At 70.2% G+C, this 18,974-nt stretch carries 23 protein-coding genes, 4 tRNA genes and 1 pseudogene; 6 read left to right on the top strand and 22 right to left on the bottom strand.

The genetic code is table 11. The features are described 5' to 3' along the window. Positions 1 to 132: 132 nt before the first annotated feature. From rplL to TK50_RS18710, 21 genes and pseudogenes are all read right to left on the bottom strand, one after another. A complete protein-coding gene (gene rplL / locus TK50_RS18790; RefSeq protein ID WP_043965485.1) occupies positions 133 to 522 on the bottom strand; it encodes a 50S ribosomal protein L7/L12 in 390 nt (129 codons plus the stop codon). A gap of 54 nt (positions 523 to 576) precedes the next feature. Next, the gene (rplJ, locus tag TK50_RS18785; protein ID WP_043965482.1) at positions 577 to 1,125 is read right to left on the bottom strand and encodes a 50S ribosomal protein L10; all 549 of its coding nucleotides are present in this window, start codon (positions 1,123 to 1,125) and stop codon (positions 577 to 579) included. 331 nt (positions 1,126 to 1,456) lie between these two features. After that, complete coding sequence (locus tag TK50_RS18780) at positions 1,457 to 2,146, bottom strand: hypothetical protein (RefSeq protein WP_043965481.1); 690 nt, start codon at positions 2,144 to 2,146, stop codon at positions 1,457 to 1,459. Further along, on the bottom strand, positions 2,143 to 2,937 hold the full coding sequence (locus TK50_RS18775; RefSeq protein ID WP_043966508.1) for an ABC transporter ATP-binding protein: 795 nt from the start codon (positions 2,935 to 2,937) through the stop codon (positions 2,143 to 2,145). The genes TK50_RS18780 and TK50_RS18775 overlap by 4 nt, the downstream gene beginning before the upstream one ends. A gap of 78 nt (positions 2,938 to 3,015) precedes the next feature. Further along, complete coding sequence (gene rplA / locus TK50_RS18770) at positions 3,016 to 3,729, bottom strand: 50S ribosomal protein L1 (RefSeq protein WP_043965479.1); 714 nt, start codon at positions 3,727 to 3,729, stop codon at positions 3,016 to 3,018. 85 nt (positions 3,730 to 3,814) lie between these two features. Further along, a complete protein-coding gene (gene rplK, locus TK50_RS18765; RefSeq protein WP_043965477.1) occupies positions 3,815 to 4,246 on the bottom strand; it encodes a 50S ribosomal protein L11 in 432 nt (143 codons plus the stop codon). Positions 4,247 to 4,439: 193 nt separating this feature from the next. Next, the gene (gene nusG, locus TK50_RS18760; RefSeq protein WP_043965476.1) at positions 4,440 to 5,162 is read right to left on the bottom strand and encodes a transcription termination/antitermination protein NusG; all 723 of its coding nucleotides are present in this window, start codon (positions 5,160 to 5,162) and stop codon (positions 4,440 to 4,442) included. Between the two features lie 38 nt (positions 5,163 to 5,200). Continuing rightward, positions 5,201 to 5,593 (bottom strand): preprotein translocase subunit SecE, encoded by a 393-nt coding sequence (gene secE, locus TK50_RS18755; RefSeq protein WP_043966506.1) that lies wholly within the window; start codon positions 5,591 to 5,593, stop codon positions 5,201 to 5,203. 212 nt (positions 5,594 to 5,805) lie between these two features. After that, positions 5,806 to 5,878 (bottom strand) — tRNA-Trp (locus TK50_RS18750). A gap of 127 nt (positions 5,879 to 6,005) precedes the next feature. Beyond that, a complete protein-coding gene (locus tag TK50_RS18745; protein ID WP_043965474.1) occupies positions 6,006 to 6,398 on the bottom strand; it encodes a MaoC/PaaZ C-terminal domain-containing protein in 393 nt (130 codons plus the stop codon). Between the two features lies 1 nt (position 6,399). Further along, positions 6,400 to 6,846, bottom strand: a complete 447-nt coding sequence (locus tag TK50_RS18740; protein WP_043965472.1) for a MaoC family dehydratase N-terminal domain-containing protein — start codon at positions 6,844 to 6,846, stop codon at positions 6,400 to 6,402. Between the two features lie 123 nt (positions 6,847 to 6,969). Then, a complete protein-coding gene (rpmG, locus tag TK50_RS18735) occupies positions 6,970 to 7,137 on the bottom strand; it encodes a 50S ribosomal protein L33 (RefSeq protein WP_013288652.1) in 168 nt (55 codons plus the stop codon). 133 nt (positions 7,138 to 7,270) lie between these two features. Next, a tRNA-Met gene (locus TK50_RS18730) sits at positions 7,271 to 7,343 on the bottom strand. A 25-nt stretch (positions 7,344 to 7,368) separates the two neighbouring features. After that, positions 7,369 to 7,441 (bottom strand) — tRNA-Thr (locus TK50_RS18725). A gap of 126 nt (positions 7,442 to 7,567) precedes the next feature. Further along, positions 7,568 to 10,108 (bottom strand): putative bifunctional diguanylate cyclase/phosphodiesterase, encoded by a 2,541-nt coding sequence (locus tag TK50_RS18720; RefSeq protein WP_043965465.1) that lies wholly within the window; start codon positions 10,106 to 10,108, stop codon positions 7,568 to 7,570. A 121-nt stretch (positions 10,109 to 10,229) separates the two neighbouring features. Beyond that, positions 10,230 to 10,376: a hypothetical protein gene (locus tag TK50_RS34190; RefSeq protein ID WP_158499185.1), complete on the bottom strand. Its 147-nt coding sequence runs from the start codon at positions 10,374 to 10,376 to the stop codon at positions 10,230 to 10,232. 519 nt (positions 10,377 to 10,895) lie between these two features. Then, positions 10,896 to 11,033: a hypothetical protein gene (locus tag TK50_RS34985; protein WP_241774086.1), complete on the bottom strand. Its 138-nt coding sequence runs from the start codon at positions 11,031 to 11,033 to the stop codon at positions 10,896 to 10,898. Positions 11,034 to 11,191: 158 nt separating this feature from the next. After that, a pseudogene (locus TK50_RS34980) lies at positions 11,192 to 11,497 on the bottom strand (class I SAM-dependent methyltransferase); the annotation flags it as partial. A 365-nt stretch (positions 11,498 to 11,862) separates the two neighbouring features. Next, a complete protein-coding gene (locus TK50_RS35470; RefSeq protein WP_043965463.1) occupies positions 11,863 to 13,053 on the bottom strand; it encodes a helix-turn-helix domain-containing protein in 1,191 nt (396 codons plus the stop codon). Then, entirely contained in the window at positions 13,050 to 13,181 is a 132-nt protein-coding gene (locus TK50_RS35465) for a hypothetical protein (RefSeq protein ID WP_277814343.1), read from the bottom strand. The genes TK50_RS35470 and TK50_RS35465 overlap by 4 nt, the downstream gene beginning before the upstream one ends. Positions 13,182 to 13,192: 11 nt before the next feature. Further along, complete coding sequence (locus TK50_RS18710) at positions 13,193 to 13,441, bottom strand: hypothetical protein (protein WP_241774054.1); 249 nt, start codon at positions 13,439 to 13,441, stop codon at positions 13,193 to 13,195. 128 nt (positions 13,442 to 13,569) lie between these two features. Here TK50_RS18710 and TK50_RS18705 point away from each other — a divergent pair, with 128 nt between their 5' ends. The 6 genes from TK50_RS18705 to TK50_RS18685 all read left to right on the top strand — a co-directional run bounded on the left by TK50_RS18705 (position 13,570) and on the right by TK50_RS18685 (position 18,233). Continuing rightward, positions 13,570 to 14,361: a GntR family transcriptional regulator gene (locus TK50_RS18705; protein ID WP_043965460.1), complete on the top strand. Its 792-nt coding sequence runs from the start codon at positions 13,570 to 13,572 to the stop codon at positions 14,359 to 14,361. Next, positions 14,358 to 14,912 carry a GNAT family N-acetyltransferase gene (locus TK50_RS18700; protein WP_043965459.1) on the top strand — a complete coding sequence of 185 codons (555 nt, stop codon included), beginning with the start codon at positions 14,358 to 14,360 and terminating at the stop codon, positions 14,910 to 14,912. Before TK50_RS18705 ends, TK50_RS18700 begins: the two co-directional genes overlap by 4 nt. A gap of 68 nt (positions 14,913 to 14,980) precedes the next feature. Next, a complete protein-coding gene (locus TK50_RS33745; protein ID WP_144420329.1) occupies positions 14,981 to 15,973 on the top strand; it encodes a hypothetical protein in 993 nt (330 codons plus the stop codon). A gap of 337 nt (positions 15,974 to 16,310) precedes the next feature. After that, on the top strand, positions 16,311 to 16,919 hold the full coding sequence (locus tag TK50_RS18695) for a hypothetical protein (RefSeq protein ID WP_144420328.1): 609 nt from the start codon (positions 16,311 to 16,313) through the stop codon (positions 16,917 to 16,919). Positions 16,920 to 17,112: 193 nt separating this feature from the next. Continuing rightward, on the top strand, positions 17,113 to 17,349 hold the full coding sequence (locus TK50_RS18690) for a hypothetical protein (protein ID WP_043965456.1): 237 nt from the start codon (positions 17,113 to 17,115) through the stop codon (positions 17,347 to 17,349). A 464-nt stretch (positions 17,350 to 17,813) separates the two neighbouring features. Beyond that, positions 17,814 to 18,233 (top strand): hypothetical protein, encoded by a 420-nt coding sequence (locus TK50_RS18685; protein ID WP_199486095.1) that lies wholly within the window; start codon positions 17,814 to 17,816, stop codon positions 18,231 to 18,233. Between the two features lie 635 nt (positions 18,234 to 18,868). Here TK50_RS18685 and TK50_RS18680 read toward each other — a convergent pair. Continuing rightward, positions 18,869 to 18,952 (bottom strand) — tRNA-Tyr (locus TK50_RS18680). Between the last annotated feature and the right edge of the window lie 22 nt (positions 18,953 to 18,974).

Here is an 18,974-nt window from a genome sequence, read left to right as displayed (position 1 = left end):
TCACGACGCTGTCAGGGAGTCACGACACGAACACGGCGGGCGGTGATCCGAGTCCGGATCACCGCCCGCCGCGACGCGATGTGCCCTGGCTCACGTGAGGCGAGCCGGGCGCACGCCTGAGTCCAACCTCAATTACTTGAGGGTGACCTTGGCGCCCTCGCCCTCGAGCTTGGCCTTGGCCTTCTCGGCGGTCTCCTTGTTGACCTTCTCCAGGATGGCCTTCGGCGCGGCCTCGACCGCGTCCTTGGCCTCCTTGAGGCCCAGGCCGGTCAGCTCGCGCACGACCTTGATGACCTGGATCTTCTTGCCACCGTCGGCCTCGAGGATGACGTCGAACTCGTCCTTCTCCTCCTCGGCCGGCGCGGCGGCGGCGCCACCGGCACCACCGGCGGCGGCGACCGCGACCGGGGCGGCCGCGGTGACCTCGAAGGTTTCCTCGAACTGCTTCACGAACTCGGAGAGCTCGATCAGCGTCATCTCCTTGAACGCGTCGAGCAGCTCGTCGGTGCTGAGCTTCGCCATGGCTGGCGTCCTTTCTAACGGTTGTCTAAGAACGTGGGTGCGCCGGACGCGGCCTCAGGCCGCCTCGGCGCCCTCCTGCTCGCGCTTCTTGTCCGCCAGGGCGGCCGCCGCGCGGGCGGCCTTGGAGAGCGGAGCCTGGAACAGGGCCGCGGCCTTGCTCAGGTTGCCCTTCATCGCGCCGGCCAGCTTGGCCAGCAGCACCTCGCGGGACTCCAGGTCGGCGAGCTTCGTGACCTCGGCCGCGGAAATGGCCTTGCCCTCGAAGACGCCGCCCTTGATGACGAGCTTCGGGTTGGCCTTCGCGAAGTCGCGAAGCCCCTTCGCCGCCTCGACGACGTCGCCCGAAACGAAAGTCAGCGCGGTAGGACCGGTGAACAGCTCGTCGAGGCCGGAGATGCCCGCGTCGGCCGCGGCACGCTTCGCCAGCGTGTTCTTCGCGACCGTGTAGGTGGTCTCCTTGCCGAGCGAGCGCCGCAGCTGCGTGAGCTGGGAAACCGTCAGACCACGGTACTCGGTCAGCACCGTAGCTCCCGCGTTGCGGAAGTTGTCGGTCATCTCAGCGACTGCCGTGGCCTTGTCGGCCCGGATCGGCTTGTCCGCCATGTCCCTCCTCTCTCGTTGCTCCAGGCTGATCCACCAGCAGGCCGGCGGGCCTCCCGGTACCGGAGGGCCACGACAACGAGAAAAGCCCCGGCGCAGGGCGCACGGGGCGAGGGCCGGCCGGTCGCGCCGCAGTCGGCGGACCACGGGAACACAGCCGAGTTTCGCTTGCCGCCCTGCGCGGGTCGCCCGTCGGATCGGGACCTTCGACCGTGCCGGAGCACGGTGACCAGCGGTCTCTGGGTGGTACTTCGCCGCAAGGTTACGCGACACGCCCCGTGAGCACCAAATCGCCCCCGGGTGCGCCCCGTCACTCCCCCGCCGCCCGCACCCCTCAGGCGCGGGCGCGCCGCCGCCAGGCGTACCCGGCGAGCGCCGTCGCGCTCCAGGCGACGGCCCACGCGGTGAGCAGGGCCACCGACGCGGGGGACGGGCCGGCCGCCGTGGCCCGGGCGACCGGCAGCACCGGAGGCGCGAGCCAGGGCGCCACCGAGGCCGACAGGCCGAGGACCAACGAGCCGACCGCGCCGAGCGCCAGCACCGCGACGCCGTACCCGGCGCTGCCCGTCACCGCCCGGCTGGCCAGCGCCCCCAACGCCACCGCGGCGGGCAGGGCGAGCAGGTGCGCCCAGACGCCGAGGGCCACCCCGGCGGCCACCGACGGGCCGCCCGGCTCCACCTGGCCGGTCACCCCGCCCACCAGCCAGGGGAAGGCCAGCGCGACGGCGACGGTGCCGAGCCCGGCCACCAGCGCCGCGAGCAGCCCGGCGGCCCACTCCCGGGCGGCACCGGCGAGCACCAGGGCCAGCCGGCGCTGGACGTCCGGCTCGACGTCGAGCAAAAGCTTGGTCTGCCAGGCCAGCACCGGGAAGAGCACCACCGCCGACACGCCGTACGCCTCCGCCGGCTGGGCCCGGCCGCCGCCGTAGAGGACGCCGAGGGCGAGCAGGCCGGCCAGCAGCGGGGCGACCGCCCGTCCGGTACGCAGGAAGCCGGCCAGCCGCAGCCGCACGAGCGCGGTCACCGGGGCGCCTGCCCGCCCGCCCCGGAGGCGGGGGCGGGGGCGTCGGGCGGGGCGGGGTCGGCGCGTACGCGAAGAACGTGGTGACCGTCGGCGCGGAGCCGGGCCACGGCACCCGCGGCGCGCGCGGCCGGGACCGCCACCTCGACCACGACGAGCGCCCCGGGCGACGCGTCGGTCGGAGCCTGCGCGGTGACGGTGCCGTCGGCGACCGTCCAGCGGGCCGCGCCCGGCAGCCGGGCCGTCTCGCCCCGGTGGTCGCTGACCAGCACCGACCCGCCGGCCGCCAGCACCTCGTCGATCAGGGCGGGGACCAGGTCGCGGGCGGCGGCGTCGAGGCCCTCCCAGGGCTCGTCGAGGATGAGCAGGCCGGGCCGGCGGAGCATCGCCTGGGCCAGGCCGACCTTCTGGGCGGTGCCCTTGGACAGCTCGGGCAGCCGCACCCCGTGGAACGGGCCCAGGCCCAGCCGCTCGGTCCACCGCCGCACGGCGTCGCTGGCCTCGGCACCGCCCAGGCCGGCGACGCGGGCCATGCCGGCGAGGTAGCGGCCCACGGTGAACGGCTGGTCGGCGGGGAACCGCTCCGGGACCCAGCCGACGTGCCGGGGCCGGTCGACGACGCGGCCCCGGGACGGCCGGAGCACCCCGGCCGCGAGCTGGAGCAGCGTGGACTTGCCGACGCCGTTGCGGCCGAGCACCACGGCGGCCTCGCCGGCGCCCAGCCGCAGGTCGACCTGCCGCAGCACCCACGGACCGCGCCGGTGGTAACGGAGCCAGACATCCTCCCAGCGCATGGCGTGAGCCTGCCACACCGGACAGACGGACGGGGCCCCGCCACGAGTCGTGGCGGGGCCCCGGCGAGGCGGTGGTGCTCAGGCCTCGACGCCCTCCTGGAGGTTCTTGATCAGGTTGGGGTCGACCGGCACGCCCGGGCCCATCGTGGTGGTGAGGGTGACCTTCTTGAGGTACTTGCCCTTGGCCGCCGAGGGCTTGGCCCGCAGCACCTCGTCGAGGACCGCCGCGTAGTTGTCGATCAGCTGGGTCTCGGAGAACGAGGCCTTGCCGATGATCAGGTGGAGGTTGGAGTGCTTGTCCACCCGGAAGGTGATCTTGCCGCCCTTGATGTCCGAGACGGCCTTGGTGACGTCCATGGTCACCGTGCCGGTCTTCGGGTTCGGCATCAGGCCGCGCGGGCCCAGGATCCGCGCGATCCGGCCGATCTTGGCCATCTGGTCCGGCGTGGCGATCGCCGCGTCGAAGTCGAGCCAGCCGCCCTGGATCCGGGCGACGAGCTCGTCGGTGCCCACCTCGTCCGCACCCGCGGCGACGGCCTCCTCGGCCTTCGCGCCGGCGGCGAAGACGATCACGCGGGCGGTCTTGCCGGTGCCGTGCGGCAGGTTGACCACGCCGCGGACCATCTGGTCCGCCTTGCGGGGGTCGACGCCGAGGCGCATGGCGACCTCGACCGTGGCGTCGAACTTGGTGCTGGTGGTGTCCTTGGCGATCTTGACCGCCTCGGCCGGCGTGTAGAGCTTCGACCGGTCGATGACCTCGGCGGCCTTGCGGTAGGTCTTGCTGCGCTGCATCTCTGCTTACTCCTGTGGTCTATGGCGGGCCGCGGCGCTCCGCGTGCCCTCCCACGAACTGATCGGGTGAGGCGGTGGGGTGAGGTCAGTCGCCGACGGTCAGGCCCATCGACCGGGCGGTGCCGGCGATGATCTTCTCAGCCTGGTCGAGGTCGTTGGCGTTGAGGTCGACCATCTTCTTCTCGGCGATCTCCCGCAGCTGGGCGCGGGTGACGGAGCCGACCTTCTCCTTGTGCGGGTTGCCCGAGCCCTTCTGCACGCCGGCGGCCTTGATCAGCAGCTGGGCGGCGGGCGGGGTCTTCAGGACGAAGGTGAAGCTGCGGTCCTCGTAGACGCTGATCTCGGCGGGGACGATGTCGCCCCGCTGAGCCTCGGTCTGCGCGTTGTAGGTCTTGCAGAACTCCATGATGTTGACGCCGTGCTGGCCGAGCGCGGGGCCGACCGGCGGGGCCGGCGTGGCCTGGCCCGCCTTCAGCTGAAGCGTGAACGTCTTGACGAGCTTCTTCTTCGGAGGCATGTCTCTTCCTGGGGCTTGGAACTGGGAAAGGTGCCGGCCGGGGGCGCGCACGGTCAGCGCGATGCGACGGCCGACGTTCTAGGTTAGCGCAAGGCTCCGCCCCCGGATGCGGCGAGGTCCGCCGAGGCCGGCACGGGGGCGGAAACGGCCTCGCCGGCGGCGGGCCGCTGCCCACCGCCGGCGAGACGGAACGTCAGATCTTGGTGACCTGGTTGAAGTTCAGCTCGACCGGCGTCTCCCGGCCGAAGATCGACACCAGCACCTTGAGCTTCTGCTGGTCGGCGTTGATCTCGCTGATCGTCGCCGGCAGCGAGGCGAACGCGCCGTCGGTGACGGTGACCGAGTCGCCCACCTCGAAGTCGAGGACCTTGATCTCGGGCTTGGCCTTCTTCTGCTCGGTCTCGACCGCCGGGGCCAGCCACTTGAGGACCTCGTCGAGGCTCAGCGGCGCGGGCCGGTCGGCCCGGTCGGTCGCCCCCACGAAGCCGGTGACCCCCGGGGTGTTCCGCACGCAGGAGTAGGACTCGGCGGTCAGCTCCATCCGGACCAGGATGTAGCCCGGGAAGACCTTGGCCTGGATCTGGGACCGCTTGCCGTTCTTGACCTCGACCTCTTCCCGGGTCGGCACCTCGACCTGGTAGATGTAGTCCTCCATGTCGAGGGACGTGATCCGGGTCTCGAGGTTGGTCTTGACCTTGTTCTCGTAGCCGGCGTACGAGTGCACCACGTACCAGTCGCCCGGCGCGTAGCGCAGCTTCTGGCGCAGCTCCGCGACCGGGTCGTAGTCCTCGTCCGGGGCGGGCTCGGTGGTCGGAAAGTCCGGCTCGCTGGCGGCCTCGACCGACTCATCGTTGGCCGCCGTCGCCACCGCGGACTGCTCGTCCGTGGTCTCGGCGGTCTCGTCGTACTCAGGCACGCTCGCTCACTTCCGTAACTATCGGCTTGATCAGCCGGTCAGCTGGGGTTTCCGAAGACCCACAGCACGCCCTTCGCGAAGGCGTAGTCCAGGCCGGCCACGATCGTCAGCATCACGGCGACGAAGGTGACCACCACCGCGGTGTAGGTCAGCAGCTCCTTGCGGGTCGGCCAGATGACCTTACGCAGTTCGGCCACGACCTCGCGGAAGAACCGCGCGATGCGGGCGAACAGCCCGATCCGCTCGGTGTCCTTGCGGGTCTTCCTCTCGTCGGCCGACTCGGCCTTGGCCCGCGCCCGGGTGGCCGTGCCACCGCGGGATACCGGCTCGTCCGCGTCGGAGGCGTCGTCGGCGGCCACGTCGTCGGCGACCTCGTCGTTCAGACGGTCGTCGTCGCCGGCGTCCTCGCTGCGCCGCTTGTTCTCGGCCACTTCGCCCTCCGTCGCGGGAATCGGGTCGCACACCGGTGCGGCGTGCGCGGCGCTGGTCACGCCGGCCGGACCAACCGTCCCGCGACGGGCCGCGGCCGGCGGATCGACGGACGGGCCCCGATGCCTCGGAACCCACCCCGCCGATGCCACCACCACGGGCCGGACGCCGCCGGTTGGCGGCGCGACCCACGGGAACGGTCAGGCCTGAGGCGCAGGGGTGACAGGACTTGAACCTGCAGCCTGCGGTTTTGGAGACCGCTGCTCTGCCAATTGAGCTACACCCCTGTGCGGCAACGCTCGCCCGACCCGGCCATGACGCACCGGGCGGGGTCACTTGCCCCACGGCGGACCAGTGTACGGGTACGGACCCGACTTTCCCAACCGGTCTGCCCCCGCGCGTGGCGCGGCCCCCTCAGCGGGGCGTCCGGATCACCGCCCGGGCCTGCGAGAGCACCTTCTCGCCCCGGCACGTCGCGGTGATGTCGAGCCTGGTCAGGCCCTCCCCCGCGCCCTCGCGGACCTTCGCGGTCACCTCGATCTCGGTGCCGGCGTCGTCGTCGGGGACGACCACCGGGCGGGCGAACCGGACCCCGTAGTCGACCACCGCGTCGGGCGCGCCGGCCCACTCGGCGACCGCCCGGCCCACCAGGGCCATGGTGAACATGCCGTGCGCGATCACCCCGGGCAGGCCGACCCCGGTGGCGACGCGGTCGCTCCAGTGGATCGGGTTGAAGTCGCCCGAGGCGCCCGCGTAGCGGACCAGGTCGGCCCGGGTGACCCGGAAGGTCTGGGTGGACAGCTCCATGTCAGGCCTCCCCGCGTACGACGAGCTTGGACCAGACGGCGACCACCGGCTCGCCGGCGGCCGTGCTCACGTCGGTGCGGGTGGTCAGGAAGTCGTGCCCGCCGCGGCTGGTGATGTCCTCGATGGTGTTCACGCAGACCAGCTCGTCGCCGGCCACCACCGGCCGGGTGTAGGCGAACCGCTGGTCGCCGTGGACCACCCGGCTGTAGTCGACCCCGAGGGCCGGGTCGTCGACGATCTGCCGGGTGGCGGCCATCGTGATCACCACGGGGAAGGTCGGCGGGGCCACCACGTCCGGGTGCCCGAGCGCGCGGGCGGCCTCCGGGTCGTGGTGCGCCGGGTCGGCGGCGCCGATCGCCGTGGCGAACTCGCGGATCTTTTCACGGCCCACCTGGTAGGGGGCGGTCGGCGGATAGGTCCGGCCGACGTAGGACGGGTCCAGGGACATGCCCGAGAACCTACACGGGAAGCACGAAAGCCGACCCGGGGGCGGACGGTCGGCCGGTTGGCCGCGCGCTCGCTCCGGATCGGCGATCGGGTGTCGTGCTGGCCGGCGTGTGCCGGCGACGGGTCAGCGGGTCTCGCGGTGGACCGTGTGCTTGCCGTCCCGGGGGCAGAACTTCTTCAGCTCGATGCGGTCCGGGTCGTTGCGGCGGTTCTTGCGCGTGATGTAGTTGCGCTCCTTGCACTCCACACACGCCAAAGTGATCTTCGGCCGGACATCGGTAGCCTTCGCCACGGCGGAGTGCCTTCCTCGCTAACGGACAACAACTACAGCGCCTCAGCCTACGCGCTGGCGACGCGGACATGCAAAGTGGGCGCCTATGGCGCCCATCCCACCGACCACCGGAAGCTGGCCCGGAGGACGAGAGTAGCGGTGGCCGGACTTGAACCGGCGACACAGCGATTATGAGCCGCTTGCTCTGCCATCTGAGCTACACCGCCGTGGCGGGTCCAGCCGGACCCTTTGAGCCCCCTTACGGAATCGAACCGTAGACCTTCTCCTTACCATGGAGACGCTCTGCCGACTGAGCTAAGGGGGCCTGCGCGATCACTCGGTGGCCGCGCAGAGGTAAGAGTACACGGCCCCGCGCCGGAGGTGAAATCGGATCCCCCCACCCTCGCGCGTCGCAACGTTCCCCCAGCTCAGCGCCGTGTTCGGGGCGGAATCAGGGGACGATGCGCAGCCGCCGGACGTCCGGGATGACGAGCGCCTCGGACTCCAACTGGGCCCCGAACCACGCCTCCAGCCGCTCGTACGGCAGCGGCCGGCTGAACAGGAAGCCCTGGCCGATCTCGCAGCCGATGTCCTGCAGCAGCTCCAGGGTCAGCTCGCTCTCCACGCCCTCGGCCACCACCGCGAGGCCGAACTGCTGGGAGAGGGTCACCACGGCGTTGACGATGGCCAGGTCCCCCGGGTCGGTCGCCATGCCCTGCACGAAGGAGCGGTCGACCTTCACCTCGTGCACGGGCAGCCGGCGCAGGTAGGCCAGCGAGGACGAGCCGGTGCCGAAGTCGTCCACCGACAGCCGCACCCCGAGGTCGCGCAGCCGGCGCAGGGTCGGGATCGGCCGGTCGGTGCCGTCGAGCACCCCGGCCTCGCGGATCTCGAAGGTGAGCCGCTGCGGGGGCACGTCGTACTCGGCGAGCAGCTCGCGCACGCGATCGGGGAAGTGCCGGTCGGTGAGCGTACGCGCGGAGAGGTTGACCGCGACGGCGAGCGGCTGCTCGGCGTGCGCCCAGTCCCGGCTGCGCCGCAGCCCCTCCCGCAGCACCACCTCGGTGAGCCGGCCGAGCTGGCCGGTGTGCTCCGCCACGGCCACGAAGTCCTCCGGGGCGACCTCGCCGTGCGCCGGGTGCTCCCAGCGGGCCAGGCACTCCACCCCCACCAGGCGGCGGTCCCGCAGTGTCACCTTCGGCTGGAAGTAGACCTCCAGCGCGCCGTCGTCGAGGGCCTTGCGCAGGTCGCCCGCGAGGCCGAGGCGGCGTAGCGAGCGCGACTCCAGCGCCGGGTTGAACAACTGGATGCTGCCCGGCATGGACTTCGCCGCCGTCGCGGCCAGGTCGACCCGTTGCAGCAGGGTCGCCGCGTCGCTGCCATGGTCGGGGTGCACGGCCACGCCGACGGCCGTGTCGACGTCCAGCGTGAAAGCGTCGAAGACCATCTCGGCGCGGATCTCCTCACGCAGCCGGGCGGCCAGCTCCAGCGCCGCCTCGGCGTTCTCCAGCCGCAGCGTCACCAGGAACTCGTCGCCGCCGGCCCGGCCGACCAGCGCGGAGGAGGGCGCGGAGTCGCGCAGCCGGACGGCGACCTCGGCGAGCACCTGGTCGCCGGCCGCGTGGCCGAGCGACTCGTTGACCTGACGCAGCCCGTCCACGTCGAACAGCAGGACGGCCACCACCTCGCCCGGGGCCCGGATGCTCACGGCCTCGTCGAGCGCCGCGCTGATCCGCCGCCGGTTGGGCAGCTTGGTCAGCGTGTCGTGGTAGGCGTCGTGGCGCAGCCGGTCGACCAGCCGGGAGTTCTCCAGGGCCACCGCCGCGTGCGCGGCGACCGTCTCGATCACCGGCACGTCCGACGGGGTGAAGTGGCCGACGTCGCTGAGCCGGTTGACCACCTCCAGCGTGCCGATGACCGCCTCGCCGGAGCGCAGCGGAACGACGATCGCGTCCTTCGTCGACGCCGCCCGGAGCATGGCCAACTGCACGCGGTCCCCGCCGAGCCGGGCGCCGAGCGCGACGGTCTGCCGCTGCTGAACGACCTGTTCCCGCACCGACGCCGGGATCTTCGAGAAGTCGAGCAGGCCCCGCCCGTCGATCCGCGCGGTCAGTAGCACCTCCGGGTGCCGGCCCTGCGCGGGCAGCCACAGCGTCGCGTACTCGGCCTGCATGAGGGCGCGGACCCGGCCGAGCAGCGCGTCCGGCAGCGTGCCGTCCTGGCCGCTGCGGGTCATCGCCCGCGTCAGGTCGTAGATGTCGGCCAGCGTGCGGTGCTGGCGGAGGAACTGGGCGTACGCCCGGTAGACCAGCGCCACCGTGAGGGCGAGCGCGGCGAGCAGCAGCAGCGACCAGTAGGTGGCCTTCAGCGCGAGCAGGATGATCAGGCCGACGGTCGCGTTCACCGCCGCTGCGAGCAGCGGCACGGTGGACGTCCGGACCACCTCCAGGCCGGCCTGCCAGCCCTGGAGCAGGGTGATCACGCCGACGACCGCGGCGAGGGTGACCAGGGTGACGGTGCTGACCGCCGCGAAGAGGATGCCCCACGTGCCGGGGCCCACCCCCCGGATCGGGGGCAACGCCAGCAGCACCAGGCCGGCGAGGGAGGTCGCCGCGGCGGACCGGGCGACGTTGAACGCGAACTTGGCCGGGCCGAGCCGCCGCCGGAGCTGGGCGATCAGGGCGGCCAGGGTGGCCACCAGCACCAGGGTCAGCGGCGGAAGGTAATAGAGCGCCAGGACCAGCGGGATCTCGGTGATCGTGGCGGAGAGCGTCTGCCGCCGGACGATGAAGCTCAGCACCGGCAGGTGGGCGGCGACCAGGGCGGTGAGCAGCAGCAGGCCCAGGCCCCACTCGCCGTAGGCGTCCTTCTTGTCGTCGGTGACCAGCGCGATCAGCAGGCAGCAGATGACCGCCAGGAACGCCAGCGGCCCGGTGATCAGCCAGGCCAGGTCAGTCCCGCGTCGTCGCACGGCTGCCGCTCGGCTCGTCATCCTGCTCCCTTGTTGTCACCGAGAGTGAACTCCGCGCCGATGCCTGGCCCGTGTCTGGCCGCTACCGCCGCCGCCCGGTGGGTGGCCGGGCGACGGCGGCGTCACACGAACTGCGAAGAACCTAGTTCCACTCGAACTCGAGGTTCACCAAGCCGCCCGAGCCTTTGGCCGGGGCACCGGCGACGGAGGCGACCGAAGCAGCACCCGAGGCGAGCGCGAACAGCATCAGGGTCAAGCCGAGCAGCCGACCCAGCTTTTGAGTAGGCATCTGTGGGGCTCCTGTCACGAAACGGGCAGCACGGGGGGCGTGAAGATTCCATGATGGTGCCACACGCACTGAGGGCAACAAAGCCCTCGGTGGCCTGGCTCCGCCTGGACGGCAACAAGTCCGACCGATCGGCAGGACGCCCTGCCTGGCGGGGTGATACCCCTGCGTTCCCGCGTTCCACGCCGTCCTTCATTTGGCGAACACTCGGACCTAGCGCGCCAATCATGGAAATTCATTGAATGCATGCTCCAGCCCCCTGGCGCCACGCATCGGAAAACAGCACACCACAGACGACGAGATATCGAAAGGGACCTTCGTCCCGAACCCGCTTCGACCCCGTCCCCGACGCGGCCGGGCCCGGGCGGGGCCCGCGCTGGGCCCGCCCTGGGCCCGCCCTGGGCCCGCGCTGGGCCCGCCCTGGGCCCGCCATGTCGGCGACATGGGGGTATCCGGCGGCCGGGATACCGCCACCTGCCCGACATGGCGGCGCCCCGCCCGGCACCCCGCCCCGCGACCTGGTCAGGCTGGGGGTCGGCGGGCCCAGAAGAGGGCGTGCCCGCCCGTCCCCTCGGGCACGAACTCCTCGGCGGTGACCAGCAGCCCGGCCTCCCGCAGCCAGGAGCGGTAGGTCGACGCGTCGGCCTGGCTCCACCACATGGCGGCGGGACCGCCGAGCCAGTTCTCCTCGGTGCCCGTCCACGCGCTGTCGCCGACGGTGGCCAGCAGCCAGCCGCCCGGGCGCAGCCAGGTGAAGATGCGCCCGATGAGGCGGGGCTGCTCGGGCAGGGGCAGGTGGATGAGGGCGAGCCCGGCGGCAGGTCGACGCGGGTGGCGTCGGCGCGGAGGAAGGCCCCGGTGGGCACCAGGCGGCGGGCCCGCTCGACCTGCACGGCGCTGATGTCGACGCCCGTGACGTGGTGCCCGGCGGCGGCGAGGAAGCGGGCGGCCGGCACGCCACAGCCGCAGCCGAGATCGAGAACCGTTGCCGCACCCGGCAGGCGTCGGTGCAAAGCGGCGAGCCACGGAGCGTATTGGCCGTCCCCGGCATCGTCCGCTCGGTAGTGGTATGACAACGCGTCGTATCCGTGCTCGACCAAGGCGCGCCCGTCAGCATCGTCCATCTTCGCGAGGCTAGATGGCACGATGCCGCGCGCCCATTCGATTTCCCCGGAAAGGGCGGAGTCGCCGCCCATTGCCATTGCCCCGGCGGGCGGCTTCTGTCGCGCATAGGGAGCTGAGTCAGATGCGACATCACTCACGACGCCCGGCCGCACTCCCGAAGCGCCATCCCGACCCCACTCGTTCCCGGATGGCAACACCTTGATCGTCTGCTCGTCACCGGCGCGACACGCCGAACCGGATGCCGGTACCCGACAGACGATCTTCGTGGCCGACCGTCGGGCGCTGCCGGGGTCGGCAGCACCGTCGGGCGGGGCCGCAGGGTCGGCGGCGCGACGGCAGTAGTGCGGCGAGATCGGGCAGGTGCCTACCGCCGGGTGAGGCCGACGGTGGCGGCGAGGCGGGCGACATCGGCGGCGGTGAGTCCGGTGCGGACAATCGCGGTGAGGGCGGCGCGTGCGGCGGGGCGGATGCGGGCCTCGGCGGGGGCGATCTGGTCGGCGGCGATCAGGGCGCGGCCGGCGGCCCGCGGGTCGCCCAGATCGAGGTGGGCGCGGGCGATGTCGATGAGGTGGGCGGCGCGGTGCTCGGCGGGAAGCTGGTGCCAGCCGTCGCCGCTGGTGGCGTACCGATGGATGGTGACGGCCTGGTGGTGGTCGCCGAGCTGGGTGGCGACCAGGGCGCGGGCGAGGGTGACGGCGGCGGAGCCGAAGGCGATGCCGTCGCCGTCACGCTGATGGTGGTCGTCGTGCGCGGCGGCGAGGTGGGCGGCGCGCTCGGTGAGGTCGTGGGCGGTGGCGGCGTCGCGGTAGCTTGCGGCGGCGAGGGCGGCTTCGAGCAGCAGCGTCCCGGCGAGGCCCGGGTCCGGCGGGCGGTCGTGCGCCGCCGGGTCAAGCTGGTGTACGGCGCTGAGCGCGGCGGCCTGCGCGAGGCGGCCCCGGTGCAGGGCGCGCAGGGCCTGGGCGAGGGAGACGGCGGTGAGCGCGGTGCGGTGGGGGTCGCCGGTGGCGGCGGTCATGGCTCGGTCGGCGGCCAGCCAGGCGAGGTGGGGCTGGCCGAGCTTGACCAGAGTCTGGGCGGTCAGCCGGTAGACGCGGACGGGCGGGTCGGCCGCCGGCTCGGCGCGGGTGGTGTGCCGGGTGGCGGCGAGCAGGTCGGGCAGGGCGCGCAGGACCTGGGCGTGGTGGCCGTTGCGGTACGCGGCCCAGGCATGCCCGGCCCGGTCGTCGAGCTGCCGCGCGGTCGGGCTGTCGGCGTCGGCCCCGGGTGGGTCGTGGCGGGCCAGCGCCGCGCGGACGCGTTCCACGGCGGCGTCGGTGTCGGTGACGCCTTCCCGGCGGGGCTTGCCGGTGAGCAGGATGGTCGGGGTGACGCCGAGGGCGGCGGCGACGGTTTCGATGACGGAGAGCCGGTCGAGGGTGCGTACGCCTCGTTCGACCTTGTCGACCCAGCTCTTCGACTTGCCGATCCGGTCGGCGAAGACCTGCTGACTCATCCCCCGGCGGGCCCGCAGCTCCGCCATCCGCCGCCCGATCGGCACCTCGTCGCGGCCACTCATCTGTCCTGCTCCAGGGGCGGCATGGCCAGGGTGGACTCGCCGCAGCGCGGGCACCAGCGGGACTTGACGCGGAAGGCGAGCAACCCGAGTAGGAAGCCCGGCACCAGCCCACCGAACACAATCGACACGACCCCGGAGATCACGAGCACTCCCGATTCCTGGTCAGGTCAGAGGTGTGCGCAGGCGAGAGCGCCCGCAGGTACCGCGTCACCCGGGACGCCGCCTTCTCGGCCTGCTCCACGAGCGTGAGCAGGGGCGAGTGGGTCGGTCGGCGCAGCTCAAGGGCGTCCTCCGCCCGAGCGAGTGCGGTCAGGTGGGCGCGGGTCGATGCGAGGGCCCGGTTCACCACTTCGATGTCCCGTGCCAGCTCGCCGGCCTGATCATCCATGCCACTCCTCTGCGATCGGGCCATAGCCGTAAGTAAGGTTGGATTCATACCAACCATTACAGGCGGGCAGGAGGCAGTCAAGGCATGCGGATAGATTGGTTGGTACGACATCAGGAGGGGACGGCGACGTGGGCCAGCCGAAGTACCGCCAGATCGCCAGCGAGCTTCGGGGCCAGATCGTGTCCGGAACACTGCGCGAGGGCGACCGGCTCCCGACCGAGCCGCAGCTCCAGGACCAGTACGGCGTCTCGCGCAACACCGTCCGCGACGCCACCGCCCTGCTGGTGAACGAGGGCCTGGTGCAGAGGGTGCCCGGACGCGGCGGCGGCATGATCGTCCGAAGGAAGGTCACTCTGACCTTCCACGCCCACCGCGCCGAGATGCCCGCCCAGCCGACGGCCGAGACGGACGCGTGGCGCTCGGAGGTCGTGGCCCAGGGCTACGAGGCGTCGCAGGAGTTCACCCTGACGATCCGGTCCCTGTCGCCCGAACTCGCCGAACGCCTCCACGTCGAACCCGACTCGGTCGCGGTGCTGCGCCGATGCGTCCGGTATGTCAACGACCAGCCGTCCTCGTTACAGGACACCTACTACCCGATGGACCTCGCCGAGGAGATCCGCGAGCTGCTGTCGCCGAAGGACATCCCGCAGGGGACCACCAGGCTTCTGGCCGAACGGGGTCACCAGCAGACGGCCTACTACGACGAGTACGTCTCCCGGATGCCCACGCCCGAGGAGGCGAACCTGCTCGGCTTGCAGCCCGGCACAACGATCCTGCTGCACATCCGCACCGGCTACACCGAGCAGCGCCCAGTGCGGGTGTCCTTCAACGTCTTCGCGGGCGACCGCAACCAGATCGTCACCACCCACGGAGACGTCGGCGTCATCGCCAGGTTCCGCCCCGAGGAATCCCCCGAGTGATCATCACCCCGGCCCGGCTCCAGGACGTCGACGTCATCATGCAGTGGCGGCGCGAGCGGGTGGCGTGGCTCGCCGCCCGGGGTGAGGAACAGTGGTCCATCCCGCTGCCCCGCTCCGCCGTGGCGGCGACGGTATCCGCCGGACAGACGTGGCTGGTCTGGGAAGGCGACGACCCGATCGCCACCATCACCCTGACCGCATATGTCGACGTGGACGGCCTGTGGAAGCCGGACCGGGACCCCGAAGCGCTGTGGTACCCGGAGGACGACCCGGCCGACGCGTTGTACGCGGCGAAGATGATGATCCCGCTTGCCCACTCCGGCGCGGGCCTCGGCGGCGAACTGCTGGACTGGGCCGGCGGACGGGCCTACGACGCGGGACTGACCTGGCTACGGCTGGACGCCTGGACCACCAACCACGGACTGCACGACTACTACCGCCGGCAGGGTTTCCGACACGTCCGCACCATCGAGTCCCGCGTCTCCGGCGCATGCTTCCAACGGCCGTCCCAGCCCTACCTCAACGGCCGCCTCAAGCCCGAGATGGCATAGTCAAACCCAGATAGGTATGGGGCCCTCACCGCCACAGCCCCACCTCTCTACCCCTTGCGGAGATCAAGATGACGCTTGACGAGCAGAGCGACTGGAGACCTATCTCCCAGCGATACCAGTCACTCCGAGAAGAGAGCCTTTTTGAAGGCGTGCCAGCCCACCTCGAGATGCCCCTCGCCGAGTGGGCTAGGAGCTACCTACTGCTAGACCGCCCGGGTGATCTGGCTGGCCGGGTCGCGCTACGCCTGCGCCTTGCCCTATCTGGTCGAGGCGTGGCGGCCGAGGAACTGGTGACGGCTACAACGAGGACGGACCAACTTTTGGACGTCGTCGATACCGCGCTGCACCTCGACGAAGGACTCCGGTGGGACATTGAGGTCGCAGGGCCTGTTCCGACTTCGTACGCGGGTATAGCGGACTGGGTCCCAGAGTATGAGTGGCCGGAGACGTCGAAACAAGCACTAGAAGCTGAGCGGCTTAACCAGATACTGACCGATGCTGGATCCGCCTACGAATTCAGCTGGAATGAACGTTGCCTAGTACGCCGAGTGGATAAAACCGTTAGCGAGGCTGCTCAGAGCGTTACGTCCGGCCGGAGAGAAGCGGGCCGGCATCTCGCCACAGCATGGACTTCAGCCTATGGCCTCAACCCAGACCCCTCTAAGGCATACGACGAAGCGGTTCGTGCGGTCGAAGCGGCAGCCATCCCGGTTGTCCTACCGAAAGGAAGGCTCGAAACGCTCGGCAAGGTCCGAGCGCATCTTCGTGATGCTGGCAGCAAGTGGGAGTTGGCCATCAAGGGCAACAATCAGGGTGCAGTTGACCCTGTCGTCGCGATGATTGGTCTGCTGTGGGACGGCCACGCACGGCACGCGGGTTCGCCCTCGCCTCGACGGCATGACCAAGACGAGGCACGGATGGCCATTCACCTGGCAGTCACGCTTGTGCAGTGGTTTGCAACAGGAGCAGTTCGCAGACGTCCCGCAACCCAGCCAAGCGTGCAGCCGAATCGGCGACTACCCGTGGACAATGGTAAACCGACAGAAGGAGGTGGGGGCTGACGAGCAGCGGCGGGGACCTTGGCGATAGCCGCCACCCCCGGCAGGACTTTTAGGCTGATCGATGCGCAAGTACGCTGAGGACGTCATGGCCCGCCGCAGTGCGGCTCAAGTACTCGGCCCGTGAGGATAGCGTCAGCAAGAACCAGCGCAACGTGCGACAACAACCGACGAATGCTGGCGTAGGACCACAAGGCCCCCGTCGCTAGCGCCACTCGCTGACACTGGCAAACGACGGCCCAGGACAGTGCGCCGCCTTTGCAAGGCAGCATCCGGCACCCCATGGCGATGCTCCATCGAAGGTCAAGATAAAGCTGCTAGCCGTCCGCGGAGGAGCCCAATGCCAATCGATGCCATAACCTTCACTGCTTCCGTCGCAACCTCCGTGGTGGCAGCGACCGTGGTTGAGCAGGTTGTGAAGCCGCGCGTGGAGGCCAATAAAGAACGCCGCGCAGCCCGGCGGGAGCTCATGAGCCGAATAGTAGGGCTGTCGCTATCCGCTGGTGTACTCGCAGAAGAGCTGCCGAAGGACATGAGCCGCGAGGTGCGTGACCGTGTCCGCGCTGAGCAGGTGCGCCAAGAGGAGCGCCTGCGCCTGATCGTGCAGCAACTCTTTGACGACTCGGGTCGGTTCGTCGCCGTCTACGGGGGACCGCTTCGACAACTGCTGGTGGAATACGTCATGTGCGTCCACGGCCTGATGCTCTCCTCGCGCACGCGCGTGAGGAAGGCCCAAATCATCAAGGAGTTGGCTATCCCGATCGCTACCGCGCTTGACCCTGAGCGCCTACGGCCGTGGTACGCGCTGGGAAACCTTCGCGCTCTGCGGGAGGCGAGCCGCATCATCACTTCCACCCACAGTGACCAGCGAGACGAGTCGGAAGAGCCTACCGAGAATCGGCTCCTTTCAAGCACTTCGCGGGCGAGTCGTCACTCAGCGAGGCAGTAAGTAGGCAGCGGAGGTCTTGATGATCGTCGGCCCTGAGGGTCAACCAACGAGCTCCTGGGCACTGCTCACCGACGCCGGCCGCCACAGGCTTGACAACAGCCGACAGGTTGAGCCTGACACCCCGGCGGAGTCAGCTGCGGTCGCCGGCGGCCTAACTGTCGACAGCAACGCTGCCCGACGGCGTACCGTCACTATGGGCTACACGCTGTGCGAGCGGACCCAGGTCCTGCATAGCCTGCCGTGGCCGCCGATGCCACAGAAGATGGACGCGTTGGGTCAGACTTGCAGGGAAGCCAACATCAGCTGCGGCTTGAAGGATGCGTCTCCGCAGGACTTTGCCTTCGGATTCGCCGTAGATGAGCAGAGCCGCTCGCTCATACCCACGCTCTGCTTCAAGGAAGGCGCGAAGAGTCTGCAGATCCTTCCGTAGCGGCCCAGACCTAAGGTGGTCTGCCGCCTTCACCTCGACGACGACGGCGTTGTGCTGCCACTGCCCGGGAACATGCCAAACCAAGTCCGGCTTGTGCCGCCCTCCGTCAATCACCGCGTTCAGCTGGGCCTTGTCAATCTCGCCCGAGAGCGTGTACGCAGGAACTCCTGCATCTCGGCCGAGAGAGCTTTCGCTCAGGGTCCGAAGCTGGTGGTAGAGCTCGTAACAATAGACTCTCTCGCGATAGTGGCTCACCGGCTCGCTGCCCCTCCGGGATGCGGTCTGGAGGAGGAACCAGCGATCGGCCACGAGCTGCCCCGCGTCGGCAAGGAGCTTCAAAAAGCCTGCTGCCGCCCACTTGCGATCGATTGGGACCATCGGCCAGCCTTACTCTTGTCGGAGGTGAGCATGCGCCCCGCTGACGGCGGGGTCAGGTCGCCCTACTCTTCATCACGGAGGCTGCGATGTCGATGTACAGCCGCGAGGACGAGACGTGGGATCGCTTTAGCGAGGTCAGCCTGACCTTCTTGATAGAGCGTGCCCGGCTTGGCAGGGTCACCTCTTACACCGAACTGAACGCCACCCTGGAACGCCGGACCGAGCTCCCGGCCTTCGACTTTGAACGCGAGATCGACCGGAAGGCGATGGGACACCTCTTGAGCCTGGTCGTGGGCCGCAACCGACCCGTCACCGGGCTCATGATCTCTGCGCTGGTGCACTATCTAGATACCAACGATGCCGGTCCTGGCTTCTACGCTCTCGCGAAGCAGCTAGGACTCCTACCACAGCGCGCGACGTCCGATGAGAAGCTGAGCTTCTGGATCAGCCAGGTCAACGGCATCCATGCCTACTACTCGCTCAGGACAATCGCAGCAGCAACCTGACGTCAGCCGGGACGCAACGCCGCCGCCGGTACCTCGACGGCGAGCGATGGGCTGGCGAGATCGTCGGGCGCAAGTTGGGCAAGAAGACTGAGTCCAACAAAGGCTGCGAACTGCTGTAAGTCGACGTAAGGATTCACCGAGTCAGGACGCCGATCCGCCCGATTTGAGGTGACCTACAGACCACCGGCGGGGCTCAGGGTTCAAGTCCCTGCCGGCAGAAGCCACGCGGTCCCCCGGCCGGGGCCGCATGCCCTCATTTCCGATTTCCTCTGTTGAATGAAGGCGCTGCGCTCCGGGCGGCGCGGGCGGTGAGCCGGCCAGCGGCAAGCCGCCCCAGTCGCAGAGCAACCGACCGACTGCCTCCGGACGGTCGCCGCGTCCGTTGCGGCCCCGTTCACGGGCTAGGCCCAACCGGCGACCCTCAGGCGGCCCATCAAGGCGTTCCCGCCAACCCCGGCAAGATTCCCGACTACTAGCATTCGCAGGCTTTAGCAGTGCCCTCAGACGGCAAGATCGACCCGCCCACGATCTTCCCACAACGAGTCGTATCGCTCTGGACCCTGGCCGGACTCGACGAGATCAACGACAACGGCCCCCGATCAGCATTCCTGCTGTTCAGGGGCCGTGCTCGCACCTGGTGGCGGGTAGAGGATTCGAACCTCTGTAGCTTTCGCGACGGATTTACAGTCCGCTCCCATTGGCCGCTCGGGCAACCCGCCAGGGCGTCACCGCCGCGCCGTG

The organism is Micromonospora haikouensis (assembly GCF_000876225.1).
Lineage (GTDB): Bacteria > Actinomycetota > Actinomycetes > Mycobacteriales > Micromonosporaceae > Micromonospora > Micromonospora haikouensis.
The sequence above is the reverse complement of the archived record's forward strand: the minus strand, read 5'-3'. Positions and strand labels throughout refer to the sequence as shown.

Excerpts from the sequence above, each read along its gene's own strand:
- rplL (WP_043965485.1), bottom strand. The coding sequence starts at position 522 with ATGGCGAAGCTCAGCACCGACGAGCTGCTCGACGCGTTCAAGGAGATG.
- rplJ (WP_043965482.1), bottom strand. The coding sequence starts at position 1,125 with ATGGCGGACAAGCCGATCCGGGCCGACAAGGCCACGGCAGTCGCTGAG.
- TK50_RS18775 (WP_043966508.1), bottom strand. The coding sequence starts at position 2,937 with ATGCGCTGGGAGGATGTCTGGCTCCGTTACCACCGGCGCGGTCCGTGG.
- rplA (WP_043965479.1), bottom strand. The coding sequence starts at position 3,729 with ATGCAGCGCAGCAAGACCTACCGCAAGGCCGCCGAGGTCATCGACCGG.
- rplK (WP_043965477.1), bottom strand. The coding sequence starts at position 4,246 with ATGCCTCCGAAGAAGAAGCTCGTCAAGACGTTCACGCTTCAGCTGAAG.
- TK50_RS18745 (WP_043965474.1), bottom strand. The coding sequence starts at position 6,398 with ATGGAGCTGTCCACCCAGACCTTCCGGGTCACCCGGGCCGACCTGGTC.
- TK50_RS18740 (WP_043965472.1), bottom strand. The coding sequence starts at position 6,846 with ATGTCCCTGGACCCGTCCTACGTCGGCCGGACCTATCCGCCGACCGCC.
- TK50_RS18720 (WP_043965465.1), bottom strand. The coding sequence starts at position 10,108 with ATGACGAGCCGAGCGGCAGCCGTGCGACGACGCGGGACTGACCTGGCC.
- TK50_RS34190 (WP_158499185.1), bottom strand. The coding sequence starts at position 10,376 with ATGCCTACTCAAAAGCTGGGTCGGCTGCTCGGCTTGACCCTGATGCTG.
- TK50_RS34985 (WP_241774086.1), bottom strand. The coding sequence starts at position 11,033 with ATGTGGTGGAGCCAGGCCGACGCGTCGACCTACCGCTCCTGGCTGCGG.
- TK50_RS35470 (WP_043965463.1), bottom strand. The coding sequence starts at position 13,053 with ATGAGTGGCCGCGACGAGGTGCCGATCGGGCGGCGGATGGCGGAGCTG.
- TK50_RS18710 (WP_241774054.1), bottom strand. The coding sequence starts at position 13,441 with ATGGATGATCAGGCCGGCGAGCTGGCACGGGACATCGAAGTGGTGAAC.
- TK50_RS33745 (WP_144420329.1), top strand. The coding sequence starts at position 14,981 with ATGACGCTTGACGAGCAGAGCGACTGGAGACCTATCTCCCAGCGATAC.
- TK50_RS18695 (WP_144420328.1), top strand. The coding sequence starts at position 16,311 with ATGCCAATCGATGCCATAACCTTCACTGCTTCCGTCGCAACCTCCGTG.
- TK50_RS18690 (WP_043965456.1), top strand. The coding sequence starts at position 17,113 with ATGGGCTACACGCTGTGCGAGCGGACCCAGGTCCTGCATAGCCTGCCG.
- TK50_RS18685 (WP_199486095.1), top strand. The coding sequence starts at position 17,814 with ATGTCGATGTACAGCCGCGAGGACGAGACGTGGGATCGCTTTAGCGAG.